The following is a 20,870-nucleotide window of genomic DNA, read 5'->3' as shown; positions in this document are numbered from 1 at the left end:
CAGGAAACGGAATCGCGGAAGCTGCTGGGGCGGTTGCGCGACGCAATGGCGGGGCATGCTGCTGGGCAGGAGCGGCTCGACGCCATTACCTCTTTGATTGCCGGTAGTATGGGCTGCGAGGTCTGTTCTATCTATCTGTTTCGCGATGCCGAAACGCTGGAGTTGTGCGCCACCGAGGGCTTGAACAAGGAAGCGGTGCACCAGACCCGGATGAAGTTGGGTGAAGGTCTGGTTGGCCGGGTGGCGCGGTTGCGCCATGTCGTCAATACCGCTGATGCACCTGCGGAAAAGGGTTTTCGCTACATGGCGGAGACCGGCGAAGAAATCTATTCGAGCTTTCTCGGGGTGCCGGTGCAGCGGTTGGGCGAGGCGCTTGGGGTGTTGGTTGTGCAGTCCAAGGCCGCGCGCGAGTTTTCCGCCGATGAGGTCTATGCGCTCGAAGTGGTCGCGATGGTCTTGGCCGAGATGACCGAACTGGGCGCTTTTGCCGGCGAGGGCGCGGCTTTGGCCGCGCGGCATTCACAACCGGTGATGTTCCGGGGAACGGTAGGGCAGGAGGGGGCCGCGGACGGGCATGTCTGGCTGCACGAACCCCGCGTCGTTGTCACGAACCCGATTGCCGACGACCCCCATGCAGAACTGAAACGGTTGAACGAAGCGGTCGAGCAGTTGCGTGTCGGGGTCGACAAGATGCTGGAGATGGCCAGCGGTGACAAAGACCAGATGCAGGTGCTTGAAGCTTACCGGATGTTTGCCAACTCGAAAGGCTGGATGCGACGGATGGAGGCCGACATCAGCAACGGTCTTTCTGCAGAAGCTGCCGTCGAGAAAGAGCAATCCATCGCGCGGGCGCGCATGGGCCAGGTTACTGACAACTACCTGCGTGAGCGGTTAAGCGATCTGGATGACTTGTCCAACCGGTTGCTGCGTATTCTGACCGGGCAGGGGTCGGACACGGGTGCGGAAATGCCCGCAGACCCCATCCTGATTGCACGAAATATCGGGCCTGCAGAATTGCTGGAGTACGGCCGTTCGCTGAAAGGTATCGTGTTGGAGGAAGGGTCAGTCGGCAGCCATGCCGCCATCGTTGCGCGCGCGCTGGCCATTCCGCTGGTGGTGCATGCGTCACGCGTTACAAACGAAGCGTTGAACGGCGATCATATCATGGTCGACGGGGAGCAGGGGATCGTGCATCTGCGTCCCGACGATTCCGTGGTGTCGGCCTTCCGCGACAAGATCGCGATGTTGGAGGCGGCGCAGGAGCGCTACGCCTCGATCCGTGACAAGCCTGCAACGACCCTCGACGGCGAGACGGTGACGTTGCACATGAACGCGGGCCTGATGGCGGATTTGCCCTCCCTGCCCAGTTCGGGTGCCGAAGGTGTCGGCCTTTTCCGCACCGAGTTGCAGTTTCTGGTACGTAACCAGATGCCGCGCCGCGCCGAGTTGGTCGCTCTGTACCGCCGCGTGTTGGATGCGGCCAAGGGCAAGCCTGTCACCTTTCGCACACTCGACATCGGGTCGGACAAGGTGCTGCCCTACATGAAGCCTAACGACGAACCCAATCCGGCGCTGGGTTGGCGGGCAATCCGTGTTGGTCTCGACAAGCCGGGGATCATGCGGATGCAACTGCAGGCGCTGATCCGTGCTGCCGAGGGCAGACCGCTGACAGTGATGTTTCCGTTCGTTGCGCAGATGGAAGAGTACACCGAAGCGCGCGGATTGCTGGACAAGACGCTGGCTGCAGAAGACCGTTTGGGGCACGTATTGCCTGAGAAAATCCAAGTGGGTGCGATGCTGGAAACCCCCAGCCTTGCGTTCGCACCGCTGAAATTCTTTGAAGACGTGGATTTCATTTCGATCGGTGGCAACGACCTAAAGCAGTTCTTTTTTGCTGCGGACCGGGAAAACGAGCGGGTCCGGCGGCGCTATGATACGCTGAACGTGTCCTTTCTGAGCTTTATTGAACGTATCGTAGAGCGGTGCGACGCCACAGGCACGCCTGTGTCGTTTTGCGGAGAGGACGCGGGCCGGCCGGTCGAAGCCTTGTGTTTTTCTGCTATCGGCCTGCGGTCGCTATCCATGCGGCCTGCATCGATTGGCCCTGTCAAAAGCCTGTTGCGGCGGTCCGACCTTGGCGAGGTGCGCAAGGTGATCGCCGATGCGCGGCATCGGGGCGAGATGTCTGTCCGTCCGGCCATTATGGAATGGCTGCGCACGCAAGGCTGACCCGTTGCAACGCTGCCATGCACCAAGAGCCCTGTTCATTTGAGCGACAGTGTTGTATCCGCTGGGATACAAGAGGGGTTCTGCAATGGCTGCCAAGCCGAAAACGGCTGAAGGATCACAGGGCGCGCTGGCGTATGACCGCGTGATTGAAGCGCTGCGGGCGGGGACCTATGCACCCGGCGACCGGCTGCGCGAAACAGAAGTTGCCGCGCGGGTCGGGCTGTCAAGGACGCCGGTGCGCGAGGCGTTGCGGCGGCTCGAAGCAGAAGGGATTGTCGAGCACAGCCCCCGTGTGGGCGCGGTGATCCGGCGCCTTGGGCACAATGAACTGGTTGAACTTTATGAAATGCGCACGGTTCTGGAACGCACCGCGGCAGAAATGGCCGCCAAACACGCGGCCGCCGCCGAAATTGACGTTCTGGAGCAGCGTAACACGCAAATTGCCCAGTGTACGGATAACCCTGTCCGCGCGGCCGCGCTCAATCAGGCATTTCACCAAGGGCTTTATCTGGCTGCGCGCAACCGGTTTCTGGTGGATTCGGCACGGGCGCTGAACCATGCGCTGATGCTTATGGGGCCGACAACACTGGCCGGGGCAGAGAGACTTGAGACTGTCACGGCGCAGCATTCCGAGATCATTAACGCGTTGCGCGCGGGAGATCCGGAACGGGCAGGGGACGCCGCCGAGGTACATCTTCAGACCTCGTTGCGACACAGGCTGGAGGTTTTAGGACGATGATGCAGTACGCCACGCCTTTTGCCGTCGCGTTGGCGGGGGTCGTGACTTTTCATCTGGCCGGGTTGCCCCTGCCATGGCTGCTGGGCCCGATTGCAGGGTGCCTGCTGGCCGCTCTTGCAGGTGTGAAGATGCGGGCCGTCGGCGTGCTGAATACCGCCATGCGGACCATTCTGGGCGTCGCGGTTGGCGCGACGTTTACGCCCGCAATACTTGGCTCGATGGCGGGTATGTGGCCGACGTTGTTGCTGATTCCGGTCATGACCGTGTGCATCGGGCTGATCGGGGTGCCGTATTTTCAGCGGGTATGGAAATACGATTTTGCCACGAGTTATTATTCGGCGATGCCGGGCGGGCTGCAGGATATGCTGGTGTTCGGCGAAGAGGCCGGTGGCAACCCGCGCACCCTGTCCTTGATCCACGCAACGCGTGTTCTTGTTATCGTTGTGTCGTTGCCCTTTATCATGCAGGGAATCTGGGGCGCGGATCTGGGCCAGCCGCCCGGTGCCCCCGTGACAGAGATCGCCCCCGGTCAACTGGCGTTGATGTTCGTCTGTGCTCTTGCCGGATGGCAGATCGCGGCAAGGCTTGGCATGTTTGGCGCATCCATTCTGGGCCCGATGATCGCGGCGGCAATTGCCGCTTTGGCCGGTTGGCTCGAACACCGCCCGCCGGCAGAGGCGATCTGGGCCGCTCAGTTCTTTATCGGCATGACCGTAGGGGTGAAATACACCGGTATTACCGTGCAAGAAGTTCGGCGCGACCTCACTGCGGGTCTTGGTTTTTGCGGTTTGTTGCTGGTTCTGACCTTTATCTTTGTCGAAGTCGTTTACGGATTCGGGCTGGCACCCGGGATGGAAGCGCTTTTGTCCTTTGCGCCCGGCGGGCAGGCGGAAATGGCGGTGCTGGCCCTTATTGTGGGGGCGGATGTTGCCTTTGTCATTGCCCACCACGTTTTGCGGATCATCATCGTGATTCTTGGTGCGCCGCTGTTTGCGCGGATATTCAGCGACAGCTAGACGTCGGACAGCGCATCCTGCGTCAGACGTTGCAGGACGTGAAGGGCGTCATCCTGCCGACCATCCGGCACGAAAAGGTGGTCATGGAAATAGCCCGCCACGGGATTTACCCCCATGCCTTCGCGCGCCAGAGCGGTCGCAATACGGGCGATGAAGCCCACCGCTTCCAGCGCGCTATGCACATTCAGGGTGATCATCCTGCATGGAAACTCATAGGCAATCCCGTGCGCTTCGGCTTCTGTACGCAGCAGGATCAGCGTTGTGCCTTCTTCTTCGTGGAAGGTCATGCGCGCGTCGACGCCTTCCGGCACATCATGATCAGGCAGTGTCGCGAAAACATACACGCCTTCGACCAGACGGGCGGTCATGGTCCGAAAAAGCGTTTCAAGGTCGTGCTCGCCGCTCATCTGCGTCTTTCTCCGGGGGTGCGCGCCGGTACGTTTGCGCGTCAAGGGAAGGGGCGAGAAACCCGCAAGCATCCTGCGCGATTGTCTTCATCAGGCCGCTGATCGGGCCGCCCGATACAAAAGAAGCGGTAAATGAGATCGGGGGCAAGTTAAAATCTGTTTCAAGCACGGCGAGCTGCCCCAGCGCCAGTTCCTGACTGATGACGGCGCGCGGGACGGCGCAGATGCCGTATCCGGAAAGAGCAAGGCGGATGAGCGCGCCAAGAGATGAAGAGGTCGTCATCGCGAGCGGCCCTGTCCCGTGTGGGAGAAGCATCTCTTTGATCTGGCGGCTTGGTTTGGTGTTGAGCGCGAATGTCAGCACGGTTTGCGCCGCCACGTCGGCAAGGGTCCAACGGGCGTGTTGTCCTGCGCGATCGGGAACGGCGGCAAAGACCATGTCAAATTCGCAAAGTGCGCTGTTGGTAATGCTGACTTCGGCGACGGGCCCCATGAGAAACGCAATATCCAGATCGCGCGCAACCAATCCGTTGCGCAAGTTGTCCGTCGAATCGACCATGAGGTCGAACGACAGGCTGGGCAGTTTCGCCCCGAGCTGATTGAGGAAGTCGGGCAACCACGTCGAGGCGATCGTTTCGGAGGCGCCAAGCCTGATGGTTTGCGGGATGGAGGTGGTGTCTGTGAAGGCTGTCAGCACCTCCTGTTCCAACACCATGCTTCGTTCGGCGTAGGGCAGCAGGCGGCGTCCCATGTGGGTAAGCTGTGCATTGCGCGCTTCGCGGGTGAACAGCGGGACGCCGAGATCCTGCTCAAGCTGCTGAATTCGTGCGGAAATTGCCGGCTGGGTTAGGTTCAGCTTTTCAGCGGCAGCGCGAAAGCTTTTGAGGGTCGCAATCCAGTAAAACGTGTCGAGATTTCTGATGCGCATCCTGAGGACTCCAACCGATAAAAAAATTCTATCGAAAACAAGAAAAATAATCAATTTGACGATACGCCCGCCGCTGGTCAGCCTGAGAGCGACGCAGGATGATGCAAAGGTGGGATATCTTGGCGCTGGATCAAAAATCGCTGGCTCAACTACCGGCTAAACAACTGCGCGCGCTCATTCGCAAAGGTGCCTATGATCGGCACACTGCCGGATTGGCGCAGGGAAAGCTGCAATGCAACCTTGCGATCCTGCCTGCGCACTACGCGGATGATTTCATCACCTTTTGCCGCCGCAATCCGAAGCCCTGCCCAATCGTCGGGATCGGGCGTGCAGGCGATCCGATGATGCCGGACCTTGGCGCGGACATTGACATCAGGACTGACGTGCCGCGCTACCGGATCTTTGAGGACGGTAAGCTCTGTGATGAGGTCACCGACATTCGCGCGCATTGGCGCGATGATCTTGTGACGGTCGCGCTTGGCTGTTCGTTCACGTTCGAGAACGCACTGATGTCGCAGGGTATCCCTGTTAAACACATCGCCCTTGATCAGACGGTGCCGATGTATCGCAGCAATATCGCTCTTGTACCGGCGGGCCCCTTTGGTGGCGAGATGGTCGTTACCATGCGTCCGATTGCCAAGAGCAGGGTGCGTGACGCGTGGGACATCAGCGGGCGTTACCCGCAAGCGCACGGCGCCCCCATCGGACAGGGGGACCCAAGCGCAATAGGCATCGCGGATTTGGCCGAGCCAGACTGGGGCGACCCGGTGGAGGTCGCTGATGACGAGGTGCCTGTTTACTGGGCCTGCGGTGTCACGCCGCAAAACGTACTGATGCACGCGCGCGTTCCGTTCTGCATTACCCATGCGCCGGGCCACATGCTGATCGCCGACATTGCGGAGGACGCAGATGTCCCCGCCTTTCATGACACCGACAAAACAAACTGACACTTAATGATAGAGGAAACATACATGCGTAGATCCCTAAGCCTGCTGGCGACTGCCAGCCTCATGGCCACGCCCCTTGCTGCAGAGACGCTCTCGGTTGTCGGTAGCTGGTCAAGCCTGCCCTTGCACAAGCAGTACGAGGCACCGTTCTGGAACGAAACGTTGCCTGCGGCATCCGATGGCGCGTTATCGATTGAATTGACCACTCACAACCAGATGGGTCTGGGACTGGGGGATATTTATCCTTTGTTGGGTCAAGGCGTATACGATGTGGCGATGACGGTGGCGGATTATGCGGTCGCTGATGCGCCCGAACTCGAAGGTCTGGACGTCCCTCTCTTGGCGCTAACGGCAGATGAGGCCCGCGCCATGGTTGACGCGGCGCGTCCGATGGTCAGCGACATCTATCGCGACCGTTTCAACAGCCACGTTCTGGCCATCGCGCCTTATCCGCCGCAGGTGGTGTTCTGTAATCATGAGATCGCCGGCCTTGACGATCTGCAGGGCTTGAAGGTGCGCGCCTCGGGTCGGATGACGGCAAAATTGCTTGAAGCGCTGGGCGCCGAGGGTGTGAACGTGTCTTTCTCCGAGGTGCCGGGCGCGTTGCAAAACGGAGTTGTTGATTGTGCGGTCACGGGCGCGGGCTCCGGCTACAGCGCGGGATGGTGGGAAGTCTCCACGCATCTTTTGCCGCTGCCTCTTGGCGGCTGGGATTCGGTGGTAACGGCCATCAATATGGACAAGTGGAACAGTCTGGATGCCGATATGCAGAACACCATCACAACCGCGGTAAAAGCGTCTTTTGAAGACCCGGCATGGCAAAGTGCCCAGACGGCTCTTGTAGATGACATCGCCTGCCTGACAGGTAACGGTGATTGCCCAGCAGGGGACAGCCGTTCGATGGTGCTGGTTGAGGCGTCGGATGCCGATTTTGCCAAGGCGCGTGACATTCTGACCTCTGAAGTGCTTCCTGACTGGGCAGAGCGCGCAGGCGGCGACTGGGCGGAGCGCTGGAATGCGTCGGTCGGGCAGGTTGTCGGCGTAACGATCGAGTAATGCAGCACGACGGCGTCGGCATGGAACTCAAGATCATATCGCTGCTCAGGCGCATCAACCGTGGCATCGCCCTGTTGGTGGGCCTGTTGCTCTTTGTCTGTGCGGCCGTGGTATTGCTGGATATTGTTCTGCGTCGCTTTGGCGCTTCGCTTGGGGGGACGGACGAGATCAGCGGATATGTCATGGCAATCGCAACCTCCTGGGGAATGGCCTACACGCTGCTTGAGTTGGGCCACGTCCGCATCGACCTGTTGCGTGCACGGGCAGGGGACATGGTGCGGTCTTTGTTCGACATCTTTTCAATGATCGTCATGAGCGGCGTTGTCTTGATGGTCGCGATCAAGGCCTGGCCCGTTCTCGAAAGGTCGCTCAGTAACGGGTCGCGCGCGAATACACCGCTGGAAACGCCGCTTGCGTGGGTGCAACTGCCCTGGTTTGCAGGATGGGTGTGGTTTGCGGTGGTTTGCTGCGTTCTCACTTTGGCGGCCTTGTCGTTGACCCTCAAGTCGCGCCACGCAGACGTAGAGCAAGCCGTGGGCGCCTTTGCAGAACAGGATATGCTGTCATGATCGCATCGGTTGCTGCGGGATTGTTAGGATTGCTTACGCTGTCAATTCCTGTTGGCATCGTCCTTTTTTTGCTGGGGTTTGGCGTCGACAGTTTCTTTTCGTCGTTTCCGCTGACCCGAGGCCTTGGCAATATGGTGTGGTCCGCGTCAAATTCCGCGACGCTGATCGCAATCCCGTTTTTCGTGTTGCTGGGAGAAATTCTGGTCCGCAGCGGGGTCGCCGCGCGGACTTATGCCGCGCTGGATCGTTGGGTGTCGTGGCTGCCCGGCGGGCTGGTTCACGCCAATATCGCAACGGCGACCATGTTTTCTGCGACGTCCGGCTCGTCTGTGGCAACCGCTGCCACGGTCGCCACTGTTGCCATGCCGCAGGCTGAGAAGCTGGGATACAACCCCAAGCTGTTTTCGGGGGCGATTGCTGCGGGCGGAACTCTTGGGATCATGATACCGCCATCCATCAACCTGATCGTTTACGGGTTCCTGACACAGTCATCGATCCCGCAGTTGTTCCTTGCCGGGCTGCTGCCCGGTCTTGGTCTCGCGCTGGCGTTCATGGTCATAACCGTCATTTTGTGCCTGTTGCGCCCGTCCTTGGGCGGGATCCGACGTGTTTTTCCCTTGGCCAAGATGCTGCGCGCTCTGGTCGATCTAATCCCGATCCTTGTGCTGTTCGGCCTGATTGTCGGGTCCATTTACCGCGGATGGGCAACACCGACAGAGGCTGCTGCTGTTGGCGTTGCCGGAGCGTTGGTCATCGCGTTCTGGTTTGGCGGGATTTCTTTTGAGATGCTGCGGCAGAGTGCTCTGGGCACGGTCAAGATCACGTCAATGATCATGTTGATCGTCATCGGTGCCTCCTTTCTCAACTTCACTTTGGCGTCAGCGGGGCTGGGACGAGAACTGACTGCGTTCATGAGCGGATTGGGGCTGACGCCACTGGGCACGATCCTTGTGGTTGTCGTGCTTTATATCGTGCTGGGGTTCTTTATCGAAACCTTGTCGCTGATGGTGGTGACGATCCCGATCATTGTGCCGCTTGTGGTCGCGCAGGGGTATGACCCGATCTGGTTCGGCATTCTGATGATCGTGCTGATCGAAATGGCGCTGATTACGCCGCCTGTTGGTCTGAATCTGTATGTGGTGCAGGGGGCGCGCAAATCAGGGACTTTGTCCGAGGTCATGCTGGGGTCGATACCCTTCGTTCTGGCGATGCTGGCGATGGCCTTTGCCTTGATCGCGTTCCCAAGCATTGCGCTGTTTCTGCCGCAGGCGTTGCAGTAGGGCGGTCAGCCGAATGGAACGATTTCGTCGGCAGAAAGGGCGTAGCCGATGTTGATTTGCTGGGTGCTTGTCGCAGCCGTGCCAAACATGCCGATCACGTTGACCGCTTCGAAAATGCCTTTCATTTCATAAGGCGTTTGCGTGGTCACAAAAACCAGCTGATTTGGCGGCGGTGGTGGTACGTGAACACAGGCGCCAACAAATGGCACGAGGATAAAGGCAGTTACCCCTGTGCCGTCATATTCGGTCGGCAGGACGTAGCCCGGAAGGCGGACGATCATGCCGTTCCAATCCGTGCGCACTTCGCTTGATGTAGGTTGCGACGCGAGCGGCGTGGCCGTCTCGTCATGCGGCAAGAGCGCGCGCAATGCGCTGGGCAACGCGTCGCTGCCTTCGGGCAGCAGGTCTTGCCAGTTGAGGTCAATGTAATCTTGTGGCCAGGCCGCGCGCGGTGTCGCAACAAGCGCGGTTGTCAGGGCCATGATCCGTCGCCGGGTCAGCAAAGGCCCGGTTACCATTCGTAGCGCTCCATCTTGATGGCTGTTAGGGTGTAGCCCGTTTCTGCGATGTCAAAGGTGTTGAAACCGGTGCCCATACGCCCTGTCACCCAAACTGCTTCCCAAAGTTGGTCGCTGGGCCATGGCGTGGCTGTGTCGACCAGTACAAGCTGGTTAGGGGGCGGCGGTGGAACGTGGATACAGGCGCCCACATAGGGCACGAGGATAAACTCGGTGACCCCTTTGGCGTCCAGTTCCAACGGGATCATGTAACCGGGCATCCGGATCAGTTCGCCCTCGAGCGCTGTGTTCAGCTTGGTGGCGTTTTCATCGTAGATCGGGTTCCACAGATCATTTTCGATATCCATGGCACCTTCGCCAATGATCTCGGCGTAGGCCACGCCCGGCGGGATAAGATCGTCCCATGACAGATCGCGCGGCGCCTCGGCCCGGGCCCAACCCGGGATCATTGCGCTGGCCAAGCCTGTCGCGATCAGTTGTCTTTTTGTTACGTGTGTCATGTCTTTACCATCATACCATCAGAAAGAGACAAGCGGTAGGCGCGCAGGGCGGGGATCAAGCTCACAATCGCGCTAGCGGCCACCACGGCTGCCAAAGTCAGGTATTCGCGGGCCGTGGGTGGATCAATAGGCAGATACAGGCCGTATGTAGCATCGATCATCGGCTGTGCAACGACCAGCGCGGCATAAAGCATGGCAATCCCCAAAAGCGCACCCAGCGTCGCTGTCACGGCAGCTTCTAACAGCAGCAAAGCAGCAATCGTCATCGGGCTGGCTCCCATTGCGCGAAAAATAGCCATTTCGCGCCGCCTTTCGTTCAGGCTGGAAAAGACGGTCGCCATCATTCCGATCAATGCTGTAACCACGACCAGCAGCGATACTGCCAGAAGCGCGGTCTCGGCAATGCCGACGATGCCCCACAGTTCCTGCAGCGCGACACCGGGCAAAATTGCCAGTAACGGCTCTTCCGGATAGGTGTTGATCGCGCGTTGCAAGCCAAAGGTCTGCAATGGGCTTGCAACGCCAACCAGAGCGGCCGTTACCGCCTTTGGTGTCAGGTCCATTTCGCGGATCACCTCGGACGGCGTCGCAGCGCCGGGCCGGCGACCGCCGCCCTGCCAGTCCACGTGTACCGCTTCGATGGCCTCCATCGAGACGATGACTGTGCGGTCCACCGGCGTGCCGGTTTTCTCTAGGATGCCGGCTATGCGAAACGGGTGTTCTTTATGGTCGGTGAACGAGGCGACCCCGTGCGAAATCACAATCGGGTCGTCGATGCCGTAGCCGAGTGTGTCCGCAACGTCCTTGCCAATGACCGCGTCAAAGAGGTCGTCCATGACGGCGCCGCTTTCAAGCGTCAGCCCGCGGTCTCGACGGTATTTGTAGTGGTCGAAAAAGCCGTTGCTGGTGCCCATCACACGGAATTGCCGATGGCTGTCGCCCAGCGAAATCGGTACGATCCAGTCAACTTCGGGCCGGGCGGCGATGTCTTGATAACTCTGCCACGTGATGTTGTTGGTCGCGTTGCCAATGCGAAAGACGGAGTACAATAAAAGCTGAACCGACCCGGAGCGCGCGCCGACAATCAGGTCGGTCCCTGAAATGGTATCAGCAAAACTCGCCTTGGCGCCTGTGCGCAGTTTCTCGACGCCCAGAAAGAGTGTTACCGACAGAGCAATTGCCAGAACGGTCATCGTGACTGTGACTGCCCGCGCCATCAGCGAGCCTGCGGCCAACCTTAGCATCATGTGATTGGCGCGGCCTCGGCTACAATATCGGACATCTGCAAATGGCGGTCGAAGCGGGCGGCAAGGCGCGGGTCGTGGCTGACCATTACAAGGCTTGCGCCCTGAGCATGCACCTGCGCAAAGAGCACGTCGAGAAATTGCCGTTGGTGGTTTTCGTCGAGCGCGGACGTTGGTTCGTCCGCGATGAGCAGGGGGGGCGCGCCGATAAGCGCGCGTGCCACGGCAACGCGCTGTTGCTGGCCGACGCTCAGATCGGCTGCCCTGCGCGTTTCGATGGCGTCGGGCAGGCCGAGCGACTGACACAGGCTGGTCACTTCGGCGTACGGGTCAGTCACGTTGCGGCGCCGTTTTGCTGCAAACTGCAGGGGCAGCACGATATTGTCGCGTACTGTCCCGAATGGCAGCAAGTTGAACTGCTGAAACACCACGCCGATATTATCGGCGCGGAACTTGTCGCGCGCGCCGCCGCGCAGCTTGGTGATGTCAGTGCCGTTGATTTCGACCGTCCCTGATCGCGGCAGCACCGTACCGCATATCAGGGAAAGCAGTGTCGATTTTCCTGACCCGCTCTCGCCCAGCAACAGCACGGTTTCACCGCGTTCCACAGCAAAGGCGGGAATGCCCAATTCAAAACCGTTCTTTCCTGGCCAGCCAAAGGCGACATGGCGCACGTCAATGACGGTCGTGTCGGTCACGATCAGAAGAGTTCCGGCAGTGTCAGAGAGGGTGCCTGATCGGTGACGGCAAACGCCTGAGCGCCTGCTGAACCGACGATTTGCACCCGGATTTCCTGTGCATTCGGAAATTTGTCGAAGTATGCGAACTGCAATTGCGACAACTCTTTTGGCGCGCTGCACGTCAGCAGGTACTTGGCCTCAAACTCGCTGTGGCCGCCAGAAGCTTTCTCGGCGTGATCCTCGTCATGATCATGGGCTTCGTCGTGGTCATCGTGACCGTGATCATCGTCGTGGTCATGCTCTTTTTCAGCATGGTCGTCGTGACCATGGTCATCTTCGTGATCGTGCGCTTCATCATCTTCAAGGATCAGGCGTGCTGTGGCTGACACCACCGTACACGCGGCTGATGCCGGTGGGGTGAACAGCGCAAGCGGATCGGCAAGTGCCGCAATTGCGTCGTCTACGGCAGCCTTGTCTGCGTCCGTTTCTGGTTGATATTCGAAACCAACGATGTCAGCGCCGGGAGCCGCCAATGTCATGGCGATGTCCGTGCCTTCAACCGCTATATCAAGCGTGCTTATTCCGTGTTCGTGGCTGCCCAGTTCGCGCGTTTCGGCGTTGGCAGCCGTAGCGGCGAGCATGGCAAGGAACAGTGAACTAGGTCTGAACATTCGGGGTCTCCTGATAAGCTGCAGGTTTTACGCGCAAGACGCGCATTGTCCTTGGATTTCAATCATATGTTTTGTGGGGGAGAACCGGTTGCTTCCCGCGAGTGTTGCCAATGCATCAAGCAAGTCGGTTCCGTCATGTTCTTCGACCGTGCCACAGGTGTCGCAGATCGCCAGTACCTGAAGCGCGCGGCCGTGATCACATCGGCAGGGCACAAAGGCTTTGAGTGATGCGAGGCGGTGCGCTTTGCCTTGCGCCATCAGCGCGTCGAGTGCCCGGTAAACGGTCGGTGGCGCGATCTCGGGTTCGCCTTCGCGCAGCGATTCCAGAATTTGATAGGCGGTCAGCGGTGCCGCGGACCTTTTGAGGACCCCGAGAATATCGGCTTGTCTGACTGCTGCCTGTTTGCGCATGTATCTACCCCCTCAGCTTTTGTTATTTTATAAAATAACAAACAGCAACAGATTATTATGAGCGGATTGACCGCACCGTGTTGGGCTGCCTGCTTTTGCGGCGCTGTCGCGCAGGTCTATCAAACGGGAGAAAGGAGTAAGGGCGCAGAAATCTCTGCGCCCCTTTCGCTACGACTGCTTAGCTTGCACGCGTTTTTGTGTGCGGGAAGATGAAGTTCGCCATGTATTTGTGCCCCGGCACGATGTGGCCGAACGGGAATTTGGCCATGTATTTGTGCCCCGGCACGATGTGTGCAAACGGGAACTTGGCCATGAACTTGTGGCCTGGCACGATATGGCCAAAGGGGAACTTGGCCATGTATTTGTGCCCTGGCACGATGTGGCCAAACGGGATTTTAGCCATGTACTTGTGCCCCGGCACAAGATGCGCAAACGGGAACTTGGCCATGTATTTATGCCCCGGCACCAATGCGTTCTGGCCCTGCTTGCCGTTGATAAGCAGCGGAAAGGGCCAGTTTGCCATGCGCGGGTGGCCGGGAATGATGTGGCCGAACGGAAACTTGGCTTGGAACTTGTGGCCCGGGATAAGGTGGCCAAAGGGGAATTTGGCCTGGAACTTGTGACCTGGAATAAGCAGGCCAAAAGGAAAACGCCCGTACCGCTTGCTGCCCGGCAAAAGAAGGCCGATGGGCCAGTTTGCCTGATGCTTGTGTCCCGGGATGAGGAAATCAAACGGGAAGCGGCCAAACCGTGTGCTTCCCGGTAGCAGCAATCCGATGGGCCAACTGGCCATGCGCGAATGCGGTGGAAAGACACTCTGGCGGAATGGTTTGCGCCGGCTGATCAGGCCAATCGGCCAGTCGGCCATATGATGGTTGGACGACAGCGGATCGCGCGGGCGGTGCAGGATGTGGGGATGGTGCCGGAACACACTTCCGGGAGGGCTGTTGTCATCGTTGACGTAGACCTGCTGCGTCAGGTCTGGCAACGCTTCGGCGCCCATATCATCCATGACGGTGCGGGCTGTCTTTGCGACGCCAAGGGGCCTGTGACCTGCCTCGACCATCAGAACGGCACCGGTTTGCGCCACTTTGTTTTGATAGGTCTGCGCAGTATCAGCATCGACCTGCATCCGTGTCAGCGTGTCGGCAAGACCGGCGCCATCTTCGAACAGATGAACAATTTTCAGTGGAAAACGCCTGCGGTGCAAAAGTTCAAAGCGGGCGTCGCGGGCTTTTGCCGCGCTGTCAAAATATCGCGTGATTACCAGTGTCATGGTGGCGCCTCCAGCGGGGTTCTTTGTGTATGCGGCGCGTTCTCCTGCGCCGAGGTTGTAAGGGTGCGCACTGCGAGCGGGACGGCCACCAGAATGGCCAGGCCAAGAAAGAGTATCTCGACCGTGAAGACTATATTATAGGGTGTTTGTGGCTGAAGTCCCGAAAATGCGGGCAATGCGACCAAAATATCGCGCACAATACCTGCCAGGGCGATGCCAATGCCAGCGCAGGTGGCCTGCACGGCGCCCCATGCACCAAGCGACAGACCGATCTGCCGTGGTGGCGCACAGCGTATGGTCTGCGTCAGCGTTCCGTGCCCGAAAAGGCCTGCGCCGATCCCGGTTGCTAAGGTGCCAAGCACGAAAAGCAGGGGGCCTACCAGAGACGACGACAGGATGATTGCCGCGAACCCCGGAATGCCAATCGCAGCACCTAGTGTTGCCAGCCGAACAGGGCAGCTTCCTGTTGACAGGACCCGCGATGCAATCCCGAAGCCGACAAGCGTGCCGCCCGCCAGTATCGCCGTCAGTCGCGTCGTTTCAGCGACCGAAAATCCAAGCGCCTGACCGCCGTAAGGTTCCAGCAGAACGTCTGCCATCCCGAAGCCGAAAGTGCCGCATCCTATCACGACCAGCAGCCGGACGGTTCCGGGCTGCGAGATCAATTGGCGCCATGCGGTCGCAAAGCTGATGTGTTCTGCCATCTCCATCCGGCGCGCGCGTTCACGATCGCGGCTTTCCTGCTTCCACATGGCAACAAGGTTGAGCGCGACGGTCACAACGGCAGACCCCTGGATGACCTGAATGAGCCGTCCGGGCGTATAGCTGGCTAGCAATGCGCCGTAGATCAGTGCGCTGATGACCATGCCGATCAACAGCATAACGTACATCAACCCCACGACTTTCGGGTGATCTTCGCGGCGCACCAGATCGGTTGCCAAAGCAAGGCCGACGGTCTGCACCATGTGCAAACCCGCACCAACCAGCAGGAATGCCAGCGCGGCGGACGACAGACCAACCCAGCGCGGAGCATCCACGGCTTCGCCGTAGCCTGTCAGCACCAGCAGCGCAAAGGGCATGACGGCGAAACCGCCAAACTGGTACATTGTCCCTTTCCAGATATAGGGGAGACGTCGCCAGCCAAGCGCAGAGCGGTGGGTGTCGGATTTGAAACCAATCAGTGTACGAAAGGGGGCAAATAGCAAGGGCAGGGCCAGCATACCGGCCACCAGCGTCGCCGGAACGGCCAGTTCGACGATCATAACTCGGTTCAATGTGCCGACCAGCAAAACGAGCGCCATGCCGACAGTGATCTGAAAAAGGGAAAGTCTGAGCAAGCGGGAAAGCGGAACTTCTTCGGATGCGACATCTGCAAAGGGCAGGTATCTCGGCGCAACGGTTGCTATCTTGCGCAAGGCGAAGGTGCGGTAGTCGAGCATTGCTTTCCCGTTTCAATGGGCAGCGCGGCGCTGGGCGGGAGGACGTCCGGTGCCGGTCTGCCGGAAGGTTGCCCGCGGGCGCGAACGCCCGCGGCGCGGGATCGCCTAATCAGTGGCAATCAAAGGTGGTGCCGCCGAGGCAAGGACTTCGTCCTGCTTCAGAATTGCACGCGCGACGGTGCCATCGGGCAAGACGACCGTAATTTCCTTCGACCCATCAAGTTGGTCGACGGCATACGATGCCTTGGCCGCGTCTACGTCCGGAACGGTTGTTGCCGCTGCCATCTGATCGCCGCTTCCAATAGGTTTGCCAGACAGGAAGTCCGACACCCATGAAGTGTTGCTGAGAACCGCAACGTGGACTGCGAAAGAGCCCACAGCTACTGCGCCTAGAAACACCGGTACCCCTACAGCCGCGGGGACTACAAGCCACATTTTTGCATTGTTCATAACGTAATCCCCTTAGCCCAGCCAAGGCGTCGAGAACGCCACAAGAATGTGTGCAAGAAGCGCGATGAGCCCGAATACACGGGTGCCATCGATGAGGTAGCTGTGAACCTCTTCAGCTTCTTTTAAGGTCAGACCGGTTGGCCATACCTTATCTGGATCGTCGGACATATCCGATCTCCTCCATAGTTGAAGTAGGGAGCAGAGCGTGGCTGTGCGGTGTTAAGAACAGCCCCGCCGTTGCACCCACGCTGCACCAGAAATGGCACAAACGATCCTAAAATGATGTCAATTTTAACTTACACTGTAAACAGTAAACTTTGATTGACAGTTTTTGATCTGGGGAAAATTGGTGGTTAGTGTTAAAAATCAAAGCCTTACCGGGAAGTCGCATCACTTGTGTTCTGCCGCGGAGTCGTGATGACGGCTGGATAAGGCCAAAAAAATGGTGGGCAATTCAGCTTTTGCCCTTGTAAGCGCATGTTTTGAAAACACCGCGTCGGGCACGTGAGGGGATGCCAGATAGCAAGGTAAAGTCGTCAGGCGGCTGCACGCCGCCTGTGCCTTCTCCGGTATTGGCGGAAATCGCGCCGAAGGGAAGGTGTTTCGCATAGCCGAGACGGGTTAATGCGAAGTAATTGATCGATAGAGGAACCAGCCCGGTATTGAAAACAGGCGTCAATGGTGTGCCGGTCGTCAAATATGATGATCTGCTCGCCATTCGCCATTCGCCATAACCGGCAACCGCGGGATCCGTTTTGCAATATCCTGACCTTGCAAACCCGTCATGTGGCCGCAGGTATGCGACCAGATAACCTCATACCGCTGGTGCGTCAGATCATATGAGGCGCGGGGCACCGCATGCCGGCACCGCCACGGTTTACGGCCAATTGGCCGTAAAGTGGGTACACCCCGTCCGTCAAATAGGCATCACGCGATTTGGCCTCGAAAAGAGGCAGGGCCAGTGCCTTGGGCGTGTCCGGACCGCGTGACTTTGTTGGAGGCGAGTACCGCAATCGATCTGCTGCACGCTGATCTGCAAGAGTTAGAAAGCCGCTGATAAATATACACTTTATGTTGGCGTGTTTGGCGGAAAGCCATTTTGCGCATTGCATCGCATGAATGGTTAGACGCTTTTCGCCAGTCCTCAATTCATGGCTGAAATTCGCAAAGAGTTGGCAAACAACAACAAGAACCGATCAAGACGATTGCTTAGAAATCTTCCAGAAGGAGGAGGGTAGCTCATGCTGTCTAAAGTAACCGCGGTTCTTTTTACGGCTGGTTCGGTTGTCGAAACAGTGTGTTTTCCATTTCCTCCAAGATTCACAGGGACACTACCGGAGGTTGTTGTTAGTAAAGGGCAATGTTAACAGTTATGCAGATAAATTCACCTCCGCCCACAAGCTCACTTCGGCCCAAGATGCGGGGCGACGAAACAACCAGCGCGGTCGAGACGGAAATACCTACTTTACCGATTGGGGGCGTAAGTCTGGAGGAAGTAGTAATTGCAGCGGTTTTGCTGGCGCTTCTTTTCCTTTTGTTACGCAAGCGAAAGTCGCGAAAGCATCTTTCCGTAGTAGAGACAGACGAGCTCCCACCTTTGGACTTGCCCAGGTCGCGGCACTACGGGGCCCGCACGGCGAGCCTGCGTCTTGTGCGGGGAAACGGGGGCACTGAAGGTACACTCCCGAAGACAAAGCGGCCCAATGGACCCAGACGTATTTCCTCTGCAGGGGATGCTTGGAAAGACCCCGAACCTTTTGACGCGAAAACTTCGGAGCACGGACACGGGCATCAGGTAGTAAGCGGTACTGCCTATGTGACGGATGGCGACACCATCGTGATCAACAAAACCCAAATCCGGCTGTTTGGTATCGACGCACCCGAGCTGGACCACCCGTATGGTCAAAAAGCAAAATGGGCGATGGTCCGACTGTGCAAAGGCCACAAGATACGCGCCGAAGTAACAGACACAGATCATTATGGCAGAACGGTTGCGCGCTGTTATCTGCCCGATGGTCGCGATCTTTCCGCCGAACTGGTCAAGCAAGGATTGGCGATAGACTGGCCGAAGTTTTCTGGTGGCATTTACACCAAGCTCGAACTGCCCGGCATTCGGAAAAAGCTGTGGCTCGCTGACGCCCGTCAAAAGGGTCGAATGTTTGTTTGGGAAAAGTTTGAAGCGCGCCGAGACTGCTGATCTTTGTTCTCAAAGCCTACGTTGATACATTTCTTGGCAAACGGCAGTTCAAAGACCAGTGGCAAAGATGGTGTGACAGCACCGAACGGCAGCATAGAGCCCTGGGTGACAAAAGCAGCGCTTTGAGCCAGTAGCGCAACCGCGCTGAGACCTGAGCGGGGTTACAATCGTTAAACGACAATACGCCAAAACTAGCGACGCCAGATATCCTCCCGGCCGCGTTCGTCAATGCGATGCGCGAGCCCGGTAAATTCGGCATCCAGAAATTTTTGAAATCGCCGGACTGCTGGACGGACAGGCCGGTCGACATGCCACAAAAGCCCGAGTTCGCGTTCTGGATGTTCCAACTTTACCGGCAGGGCGGTAATTGTATTCGCTGCCCGTTGCATAAAGACGACAGAGTACGGAAGCACGGTCAGCGAATCTGACCCGGCGATAACGCTGAAGATCGAAGCAAGTGATCCTCCTGTGAAGCTGACACGAAAATCCGTGATGCCGATGCTGTCCAGCGCGCCCTTAAGATCGGTATAAAGCGGACTTCCAGCAGGTGGCGCGATCCAAGGATAAGCTGCAATGTCATGCAGCTTGAACGCTGACTGGCGCGCGAGCGGATGCGACGGCGCACAAGCGATGACATTCCGTCCACGCAAGATCGGCTTGAAATTCAAATGGGGGGGGACTTCGCTTGGACGCACCGGGCAAATGGCCAGATCAATGTTGCCGACACTCAGTTGCTCCGACAGTTCGGTGAAGTACCCATAGGATTGATGGATCGTGACATCAGGGTAGGCGGCTTGAAAGGAAGCCATCATGCCAGCGATCACCCCGTCCATAAAAATCGGTGTTCCGGCGATTCGGGCTGTCCCGGCTTTGCCTCCGGAATATCGTTCCACGGCGGTCTGGGCCGCCACCCCAGCGGCATCTATGATACGACCCTGTTCTGCCAGCGTCCGGCAAAGTTCGGTTGGCCTGAGCGGTCTTTTCCCCTTTTCGAACAGACGTGATCCCAGCCGCTTTTCGAGCATGGCAACAGATCGAGAAACACTTGGCTGAGACTTGTTCAGCACGCGGGCGCCTTCACTCAACCCCCCGGAATCGATGATAGCCGAAAGCATATGGAGATGGTTTGGGTCTATTTTCATATCATCAAGTTATATTCTTTGCTGCACATTCGATCAACAAAGGAAATTCCGCCGCTATTCTGACCGTAGTAGAGATTTGGAGACACTCTTTGGGACAGCCAGCCGAAACGACAAGTCAGGACGTTCGTGTTGTTTTTGGCGCAGGAACACGGGAGACGGTCGCGACCGAACTACGCAGACAAGGGCTGTCCAAAGCACTGGTGCTTTCCACTCCTCAACAATGCGACGCAGCCCTTGAAATCGCAGAGCATCTCGGCCCCTTGGCTGCTGGTGTCTTTTGCAAAGCGGAGATGCACACCCCTGTGCATGTGACCCAAGAAGCGCTGGCCCATGTCAAAGAAACCCAAGCCGATTGCGTCGTTGCCATCGGCGGCGGCTCGACCACAGGTCTTGGAAAAGCGATCGCGTACCGGACAGACTTGCCGCAATTCGTCATCCCGACGACTTATGCGGGAAGCGAATGCACGCCAATTCTCGGCCAGACCGAAGACGGCGTAAAAACAACGCTGAGCGATCCAAGCGTGTTGCCAGAGGTGATTATTTACGATTCCGAGCTGGTTATGACCCTTCCGCTTTCTATGACGGTTACGTCGGCTTTGAATGCAATGGCTCATGCGGCAGAGGCGCTCTATGCGCCTAACAAAACCGTCGAGACGACTGCGATGGCCATCGATGGGCTGACCGCATTTGTCCACGGTTTGCCCAAGGTGTTGCTAGACCCCGCAGACCTTGATGCGCGCGAAGCCACACAGCGGGGTGCATGGGCTTGTGGCACCGTCCTGGGCCGGGTCGGGATGGCTTTACATCATAAGCTTTGTCACACGCTGGGCGGCTCATTTGGTTTGCCGCACGCCGAAACGCACGCCATCGTCTTGCCGCATGCCATTGCTTACAACGCCCGAGCTGCTGCCGGAGACCTGCGCCCGATTTGCGATCTTTTGGGCGGAAGCAATGCCGGGACAGCCTTGTACAACTTTGCGAAAGAGATGAATGCGCCAACCGCGCTGCGTGATCTGGGGCTTAATGAAGAAGACCTCGACCGCGCCGCCGATCTTGCCACCACAAAACCCTACCCGAATCCGCAACCCGTCACGCGCGTGGAAATCCGCGCGCTTTTGCAGGCGGCTTGGGCTGGGGACACACCATTAGAATAATCACAACGACGTTTGGG

At 58.3% G+C, this 20,870-nt stretch carries 24 protein-coding genes; 9 read left to right on the top strand and 15 right to left on the bottom strand.

Going from position 1 to position 20,870, the window contains the following annotated elements; genetic code table 11:
* The first annotated feature begins 45 nt into the window (after positions 1 to 45).
* From ptsP to AC2D8V_RS09665, 3 genes are all read left to right on the top strand, one after another.
* The gene (ptsP, locus tag AC2D8V_RS09675) at positions 46 to 2,229 is read left to right on the top strand and encodes a phosphoenolpyruvate--protein phosphotransferase (protein WP_484733889.1); all 2,184 of its coding nucleotides are present in this window, start codon (positions 46 to 48) and stop codon (positions 2,227 to 2,229) included.
* Between the two features lie 85 nt (positions 2,230 to 2,314).
* The gene (locus AC2D8V_RS09670) at positions 2,315 to 2,968 is read left to right on the top strand and encodes a GntR family transcriptional regulator (protein WP_484733318.1); all 654 of its coding nucleotides are present in this window, start codon (positions 2,315 to 2,317) and stop codon (positions 2,966 to 2,968) included.
* Positions 2,965 to 3,984 carry an AbrB family transcriptional regulator gene (locus tag AC2D8V_RS09665; protein WP_484733317.1) on the top strand — a complete coding sequence of 340 codons (1,020 nt, stop codon included), beginning with the start codon at positions 2,965 to 2,967 and terminating at the stop codon, positions 3,982 to 3,984. Before AC2D8V_RS09670 ends, AC2D8V_RS09665 begins: the two co-directional genes overlap by 4 nt.
* Here AC2D8V_RS09665 and AC2D8V_RS09660 read toward each other — a convergent pair.
* Entirely contained in the window at positions 3,981 to 4,352 is a 372-nt protein-coding gene (locus tag AC2D8V_RS09660; protein WP_484733316.1) for an ACT domain-containing protein, read from the bottom strand. The two genes, AC2D8V_RS09665 and AC2D8V_RS09660, sit on opposite strands and share 4 nt — an antisense overlap.
* A gap of 16 nt (positions 4,353 to 4,368) precedes the next feature.
* A complete protein-coding gene (locus tag AC2D8V_RS09655) occupies positions 4,369 to 5,319 on the bottom strand; it encodes a LysR family transcriptional regulator (protein ID WP_484733315.1) in 951 nt (316 codons plus the stop codon).
* Between the two features lie 101 nt (positions 5,320 to 5,420).
* Here AC2D8V_RS09655 and AC2D8V_RS09650 point away from each other — a divergent pair, with 101 nt between their 5' ends.
* Genes AC2D8V_RS09650 through AC2D8V_RS09635 form a run of 4 tightly spaced genes read left to right on the top strand, consistent with a single transcriptional unit; the run spans position 5,421 to position 9,171 of the window.
* Positions 5,421 to 6,266 (top strand): putative hydro-lyase, encoded by an 846-nt coding sequence (locus AC2D8V_RS09650; RefSeq protein ID WP_484733888.1) that lies wholly within the window; start codon positions 5,421 to 5,423, stop codon positions 6,264 to 6,266.
* 24 nt (positions 6,267 to 6,290) lie between these two features.
* Complete coding sequence (locus AC2D8V_RS09645; protein ID WP_484733314.1) at positions 6,291 to 7,322, top strand: TRAP transporter substrate-binding protein; 1,032 nt, start codon at positions 6,291 to 6,293, stop codon at positions 7,320 to 7,322.
* 20 nt (positions 7,323 to 7,342) lie between these two features.
* Positions 7,343 to 7,891, top strand: coding sequence for a TRAP transporter small permease subunit (locus tag AC2D8V_RS09640; protein WP_484733313.1), 549 nt, complete (start codon positions 7,343 to 7,345; stop codon positions 7,889 to 7,891).
* Complete coding sequence (locus tag AC2D8V_RS09635; RefSeq protein ID WP_484733312.1) at positions 7,888 to 9,171, top strand: TRAP transporter large permease; 1,284 nt, start codon at positions 7,888 to 7,890, stop codon at positions 9,169 to 9,171. The genes AC2D8V_RS09640 and AC2D8V_RS09635 overlap by 4 nt, the downstream gene beginning before the upstream one ends.
* 5 nt (positions 9,172 to 9,176) lie before the next feature.
* On the opposite strand, the gene AC2D8V_RS09630 is transcribed toward AC2D8V_RS09635, so the two are convergent.
* The 12 genes from AC2D8V_RS09630 to AC2D8V_RS09575 form a co-directional block, all read right to left on the bottom strand.
* On the bottom strand, positions 9,177 to 9,653 hold the full coding sequence (locus tag AC2D8V_RS09630) for a DUF3299 domain-containing protein (protein ID WP_484733311.1): 477 nt from the start codon (positions 9,651 to 9,653) through the stop codon (positions 9,177 to 9,179).
* Positions 9,654 to 9,682: 29 nt separating this feature from the next.
* Positions 9,683 to 10,189 carry a DUF3299 domain-containing protein gene (locus AC2D8V_RS09625; protein ID WP_484733310.1) on the bottom strand — a complete coding sequence of 169 codons (507 nt, stop codon included), beginning with the start codon at positions 10,187 to 10,189 and terminating at the stop codon, positions 9,683 to 9,685.
* Positions 10,186 to 11,436, bottom strand: coding sequence for an ABC transporter permease (locus tag AC2D8V_RS09620; RefSeq protein WP_484733309.1), 1,251 nt, complete (start codon positions 11,434 to 11,436; stop codon positions 10,186 to 10,188). Before AC2D8V_RS09620 ends, AC2D8V_RS09625 begins: the two co-directional genes overlap by 4 nt.
* Positions 11,433 to 12,134, bottom strand: coding sequence for an ABC transporter ATP-binding protein (locus AC2D8V_RS09615; protein ID WP_484733887.1), 702 nt, complete (start codon positions 12,132 to 12,134; stop codon positions 11,433 to 11,435). The genes AC2D8V_RS09620 and AC2D8V_RS09615 overlap by 4 nt, the downstream gene beginning before the upstream one ends.
* Positions 12,134 to 12,784: a zinc uptake protein ZrgA gene (zrgA, locus tag AC2D8V_RS09610; RefSeq protein WP_484733308.1), complete on the bottom strand. Its 651-nt coding sequence runs from the start codon at positions 12,782 to 12,784 to the stop codon at positions 12,134 to 12,136. The genes AC2D8V_RS09615 and zrgA overlap by 1 nt, the downstream gene beginning before the upstream one ends.
* Positions 12,785 to 12,811: 27 nt before the next feature.
* Complete coding sequence (locus AC2D8V_RS09605; protein WP_484733307.1) at positions 12,812 to 13,195, bottom strand: Fur family transcriptional regulator; 384 nt, start codon at positions 13,193 to 13,195, stop codon at positions 12,812 to 12,814.
* Between the two features lie 178 nt (positions 13,196 to 13,373).
* A complete protein-coding gene (locus AC2D8V_RS09600; protein ID WP_484733306.1) occupies positions 13,374 to 14,471 on the bottom strand; it encodes a PucR family transcriptional regulator in 1,098 nt (365 codons plus the stop codon).
* Positions 14,468 to 15,910: a PucC family protein gene (locus AC2D8V_RS09595; RefSeq protein ID WP_484733305.1), complete on the bottom strand. Its 1,443-nt coding sequence runs from the start codon at positions 15,908 to 15,910 to the stop codon at positions 14,468 to 14,470. Before AC2D8V_RS09595 ends, AC2D8V_RS09600 begins: the two co-directional genes overlap by 4 nt.
* Positions 15,911 to 16,015: 105 nt before the next feature.
* Positions 16,016 to 16,360 carry a light-harvesting protein gene (locus tag AC2D8V_RS09590; RefSeq protein WP_484733304.1) on the bottom strand — a complete coding sequence of 115 codons (345 nt, stop codon included), beginning with the start codon at positions 16,358 to 16,360 and terminating at the stop codon, positions 16,016 to 16,018.
* A 12-nt stretch (positions 16,361 to 16,372) separates the two neighbouring features.
* On the bottom strand, positions 16,373 to 16,528 hold the full coding sequence (gene pufB, locus AC2D8V_RS09585; protein WP_484733303.1) for a light-harvesting antenna LH1, beta subunit: 156 nt from the start codon (positions 16,526 to 16,528) through the stop codon (positions 16,373 to 16,375).
* Between the two features lie 286 nt (positions 16,529 to 16,814).
* Positions 16,815 to 17,078 carry a hypothetical protein gene (locus AC2D8V_RS09580; RefSeq protein WP_484733302.1) on the bottom strand — a complete coding sequence of 88 codons (264 nt, stop codon included), beginning with the start codon at positions 17,076 to 17,078 and terminating at the stop codon, positions 16,815 to 16,817.
* A 112-nt stretch (positions 17,079 to 17,190) separates the two neighbouring features.
* Entirely contained in the window at positions 17,191 to 17,373 is a 183-nt protein-coding gene (locus tag AC2D8V_RS09575) for a hypothetical protein (protein ID WP_484733301.1), read from the bottom strand.
* A 404-nt stretch (positions 17,374 to 17,777) separates the two neighbouring features.
* On the opposite strand from AC2D8V_RS09575, the gene AC2D8V_RS09570 reads away from it, so the two are divergent.
* Entirely contained in the window at positions 17,778 to 18,557 is a 780-nt protein-coding gene (locus AC2D8V_RS09570; protein ID WP_484733300.1) for a thermonuclease family protein, read from the top strand.
* 191 nt (positions 18,558 to 18,748) lie between these two features.
* Here AC2D8V_RS09570 and AC2D8V_RS09565 read toward each other — a convergent pair whose 3' ends face one another.
* Positions 18,749 to 19,672, bottom strand: a complete 924-nt coding sequence (locus AC2D8V_RS09565) for a LysR family transcriptional regulator (RefSeq protein WP_484733299.1) — start codon at positions 19,670 to 19,672, stop codon at positions 18,749 to 18,751.
* Positions 19,673 to 19,788: 116 nt separating this feature from the next.
* Between AC2D8V_RS09565 and AC2D8V_RS09560 the strand changes: the two genes are divergently transcribed.
* Entirely contained in the window at positions 19,789 to 20,853 is a 1,065-nt protein-coding gene (locus AC2D8V_RS09560; protein ID WP_484733298.1) for a maleylacetate reductase, read from the top strand.
* Positions 20,854 to 20,870: the final 17 nt, after the last annotated feature.

The organism is Roseobacter sp. YIN89 (genome assembly GCF_057219365.1).
The sequence above is the reverse complement of the archived record's forward strand: the minus strand, read 5'-3'. Positions and strand labels throughout refer to the sequence as shown.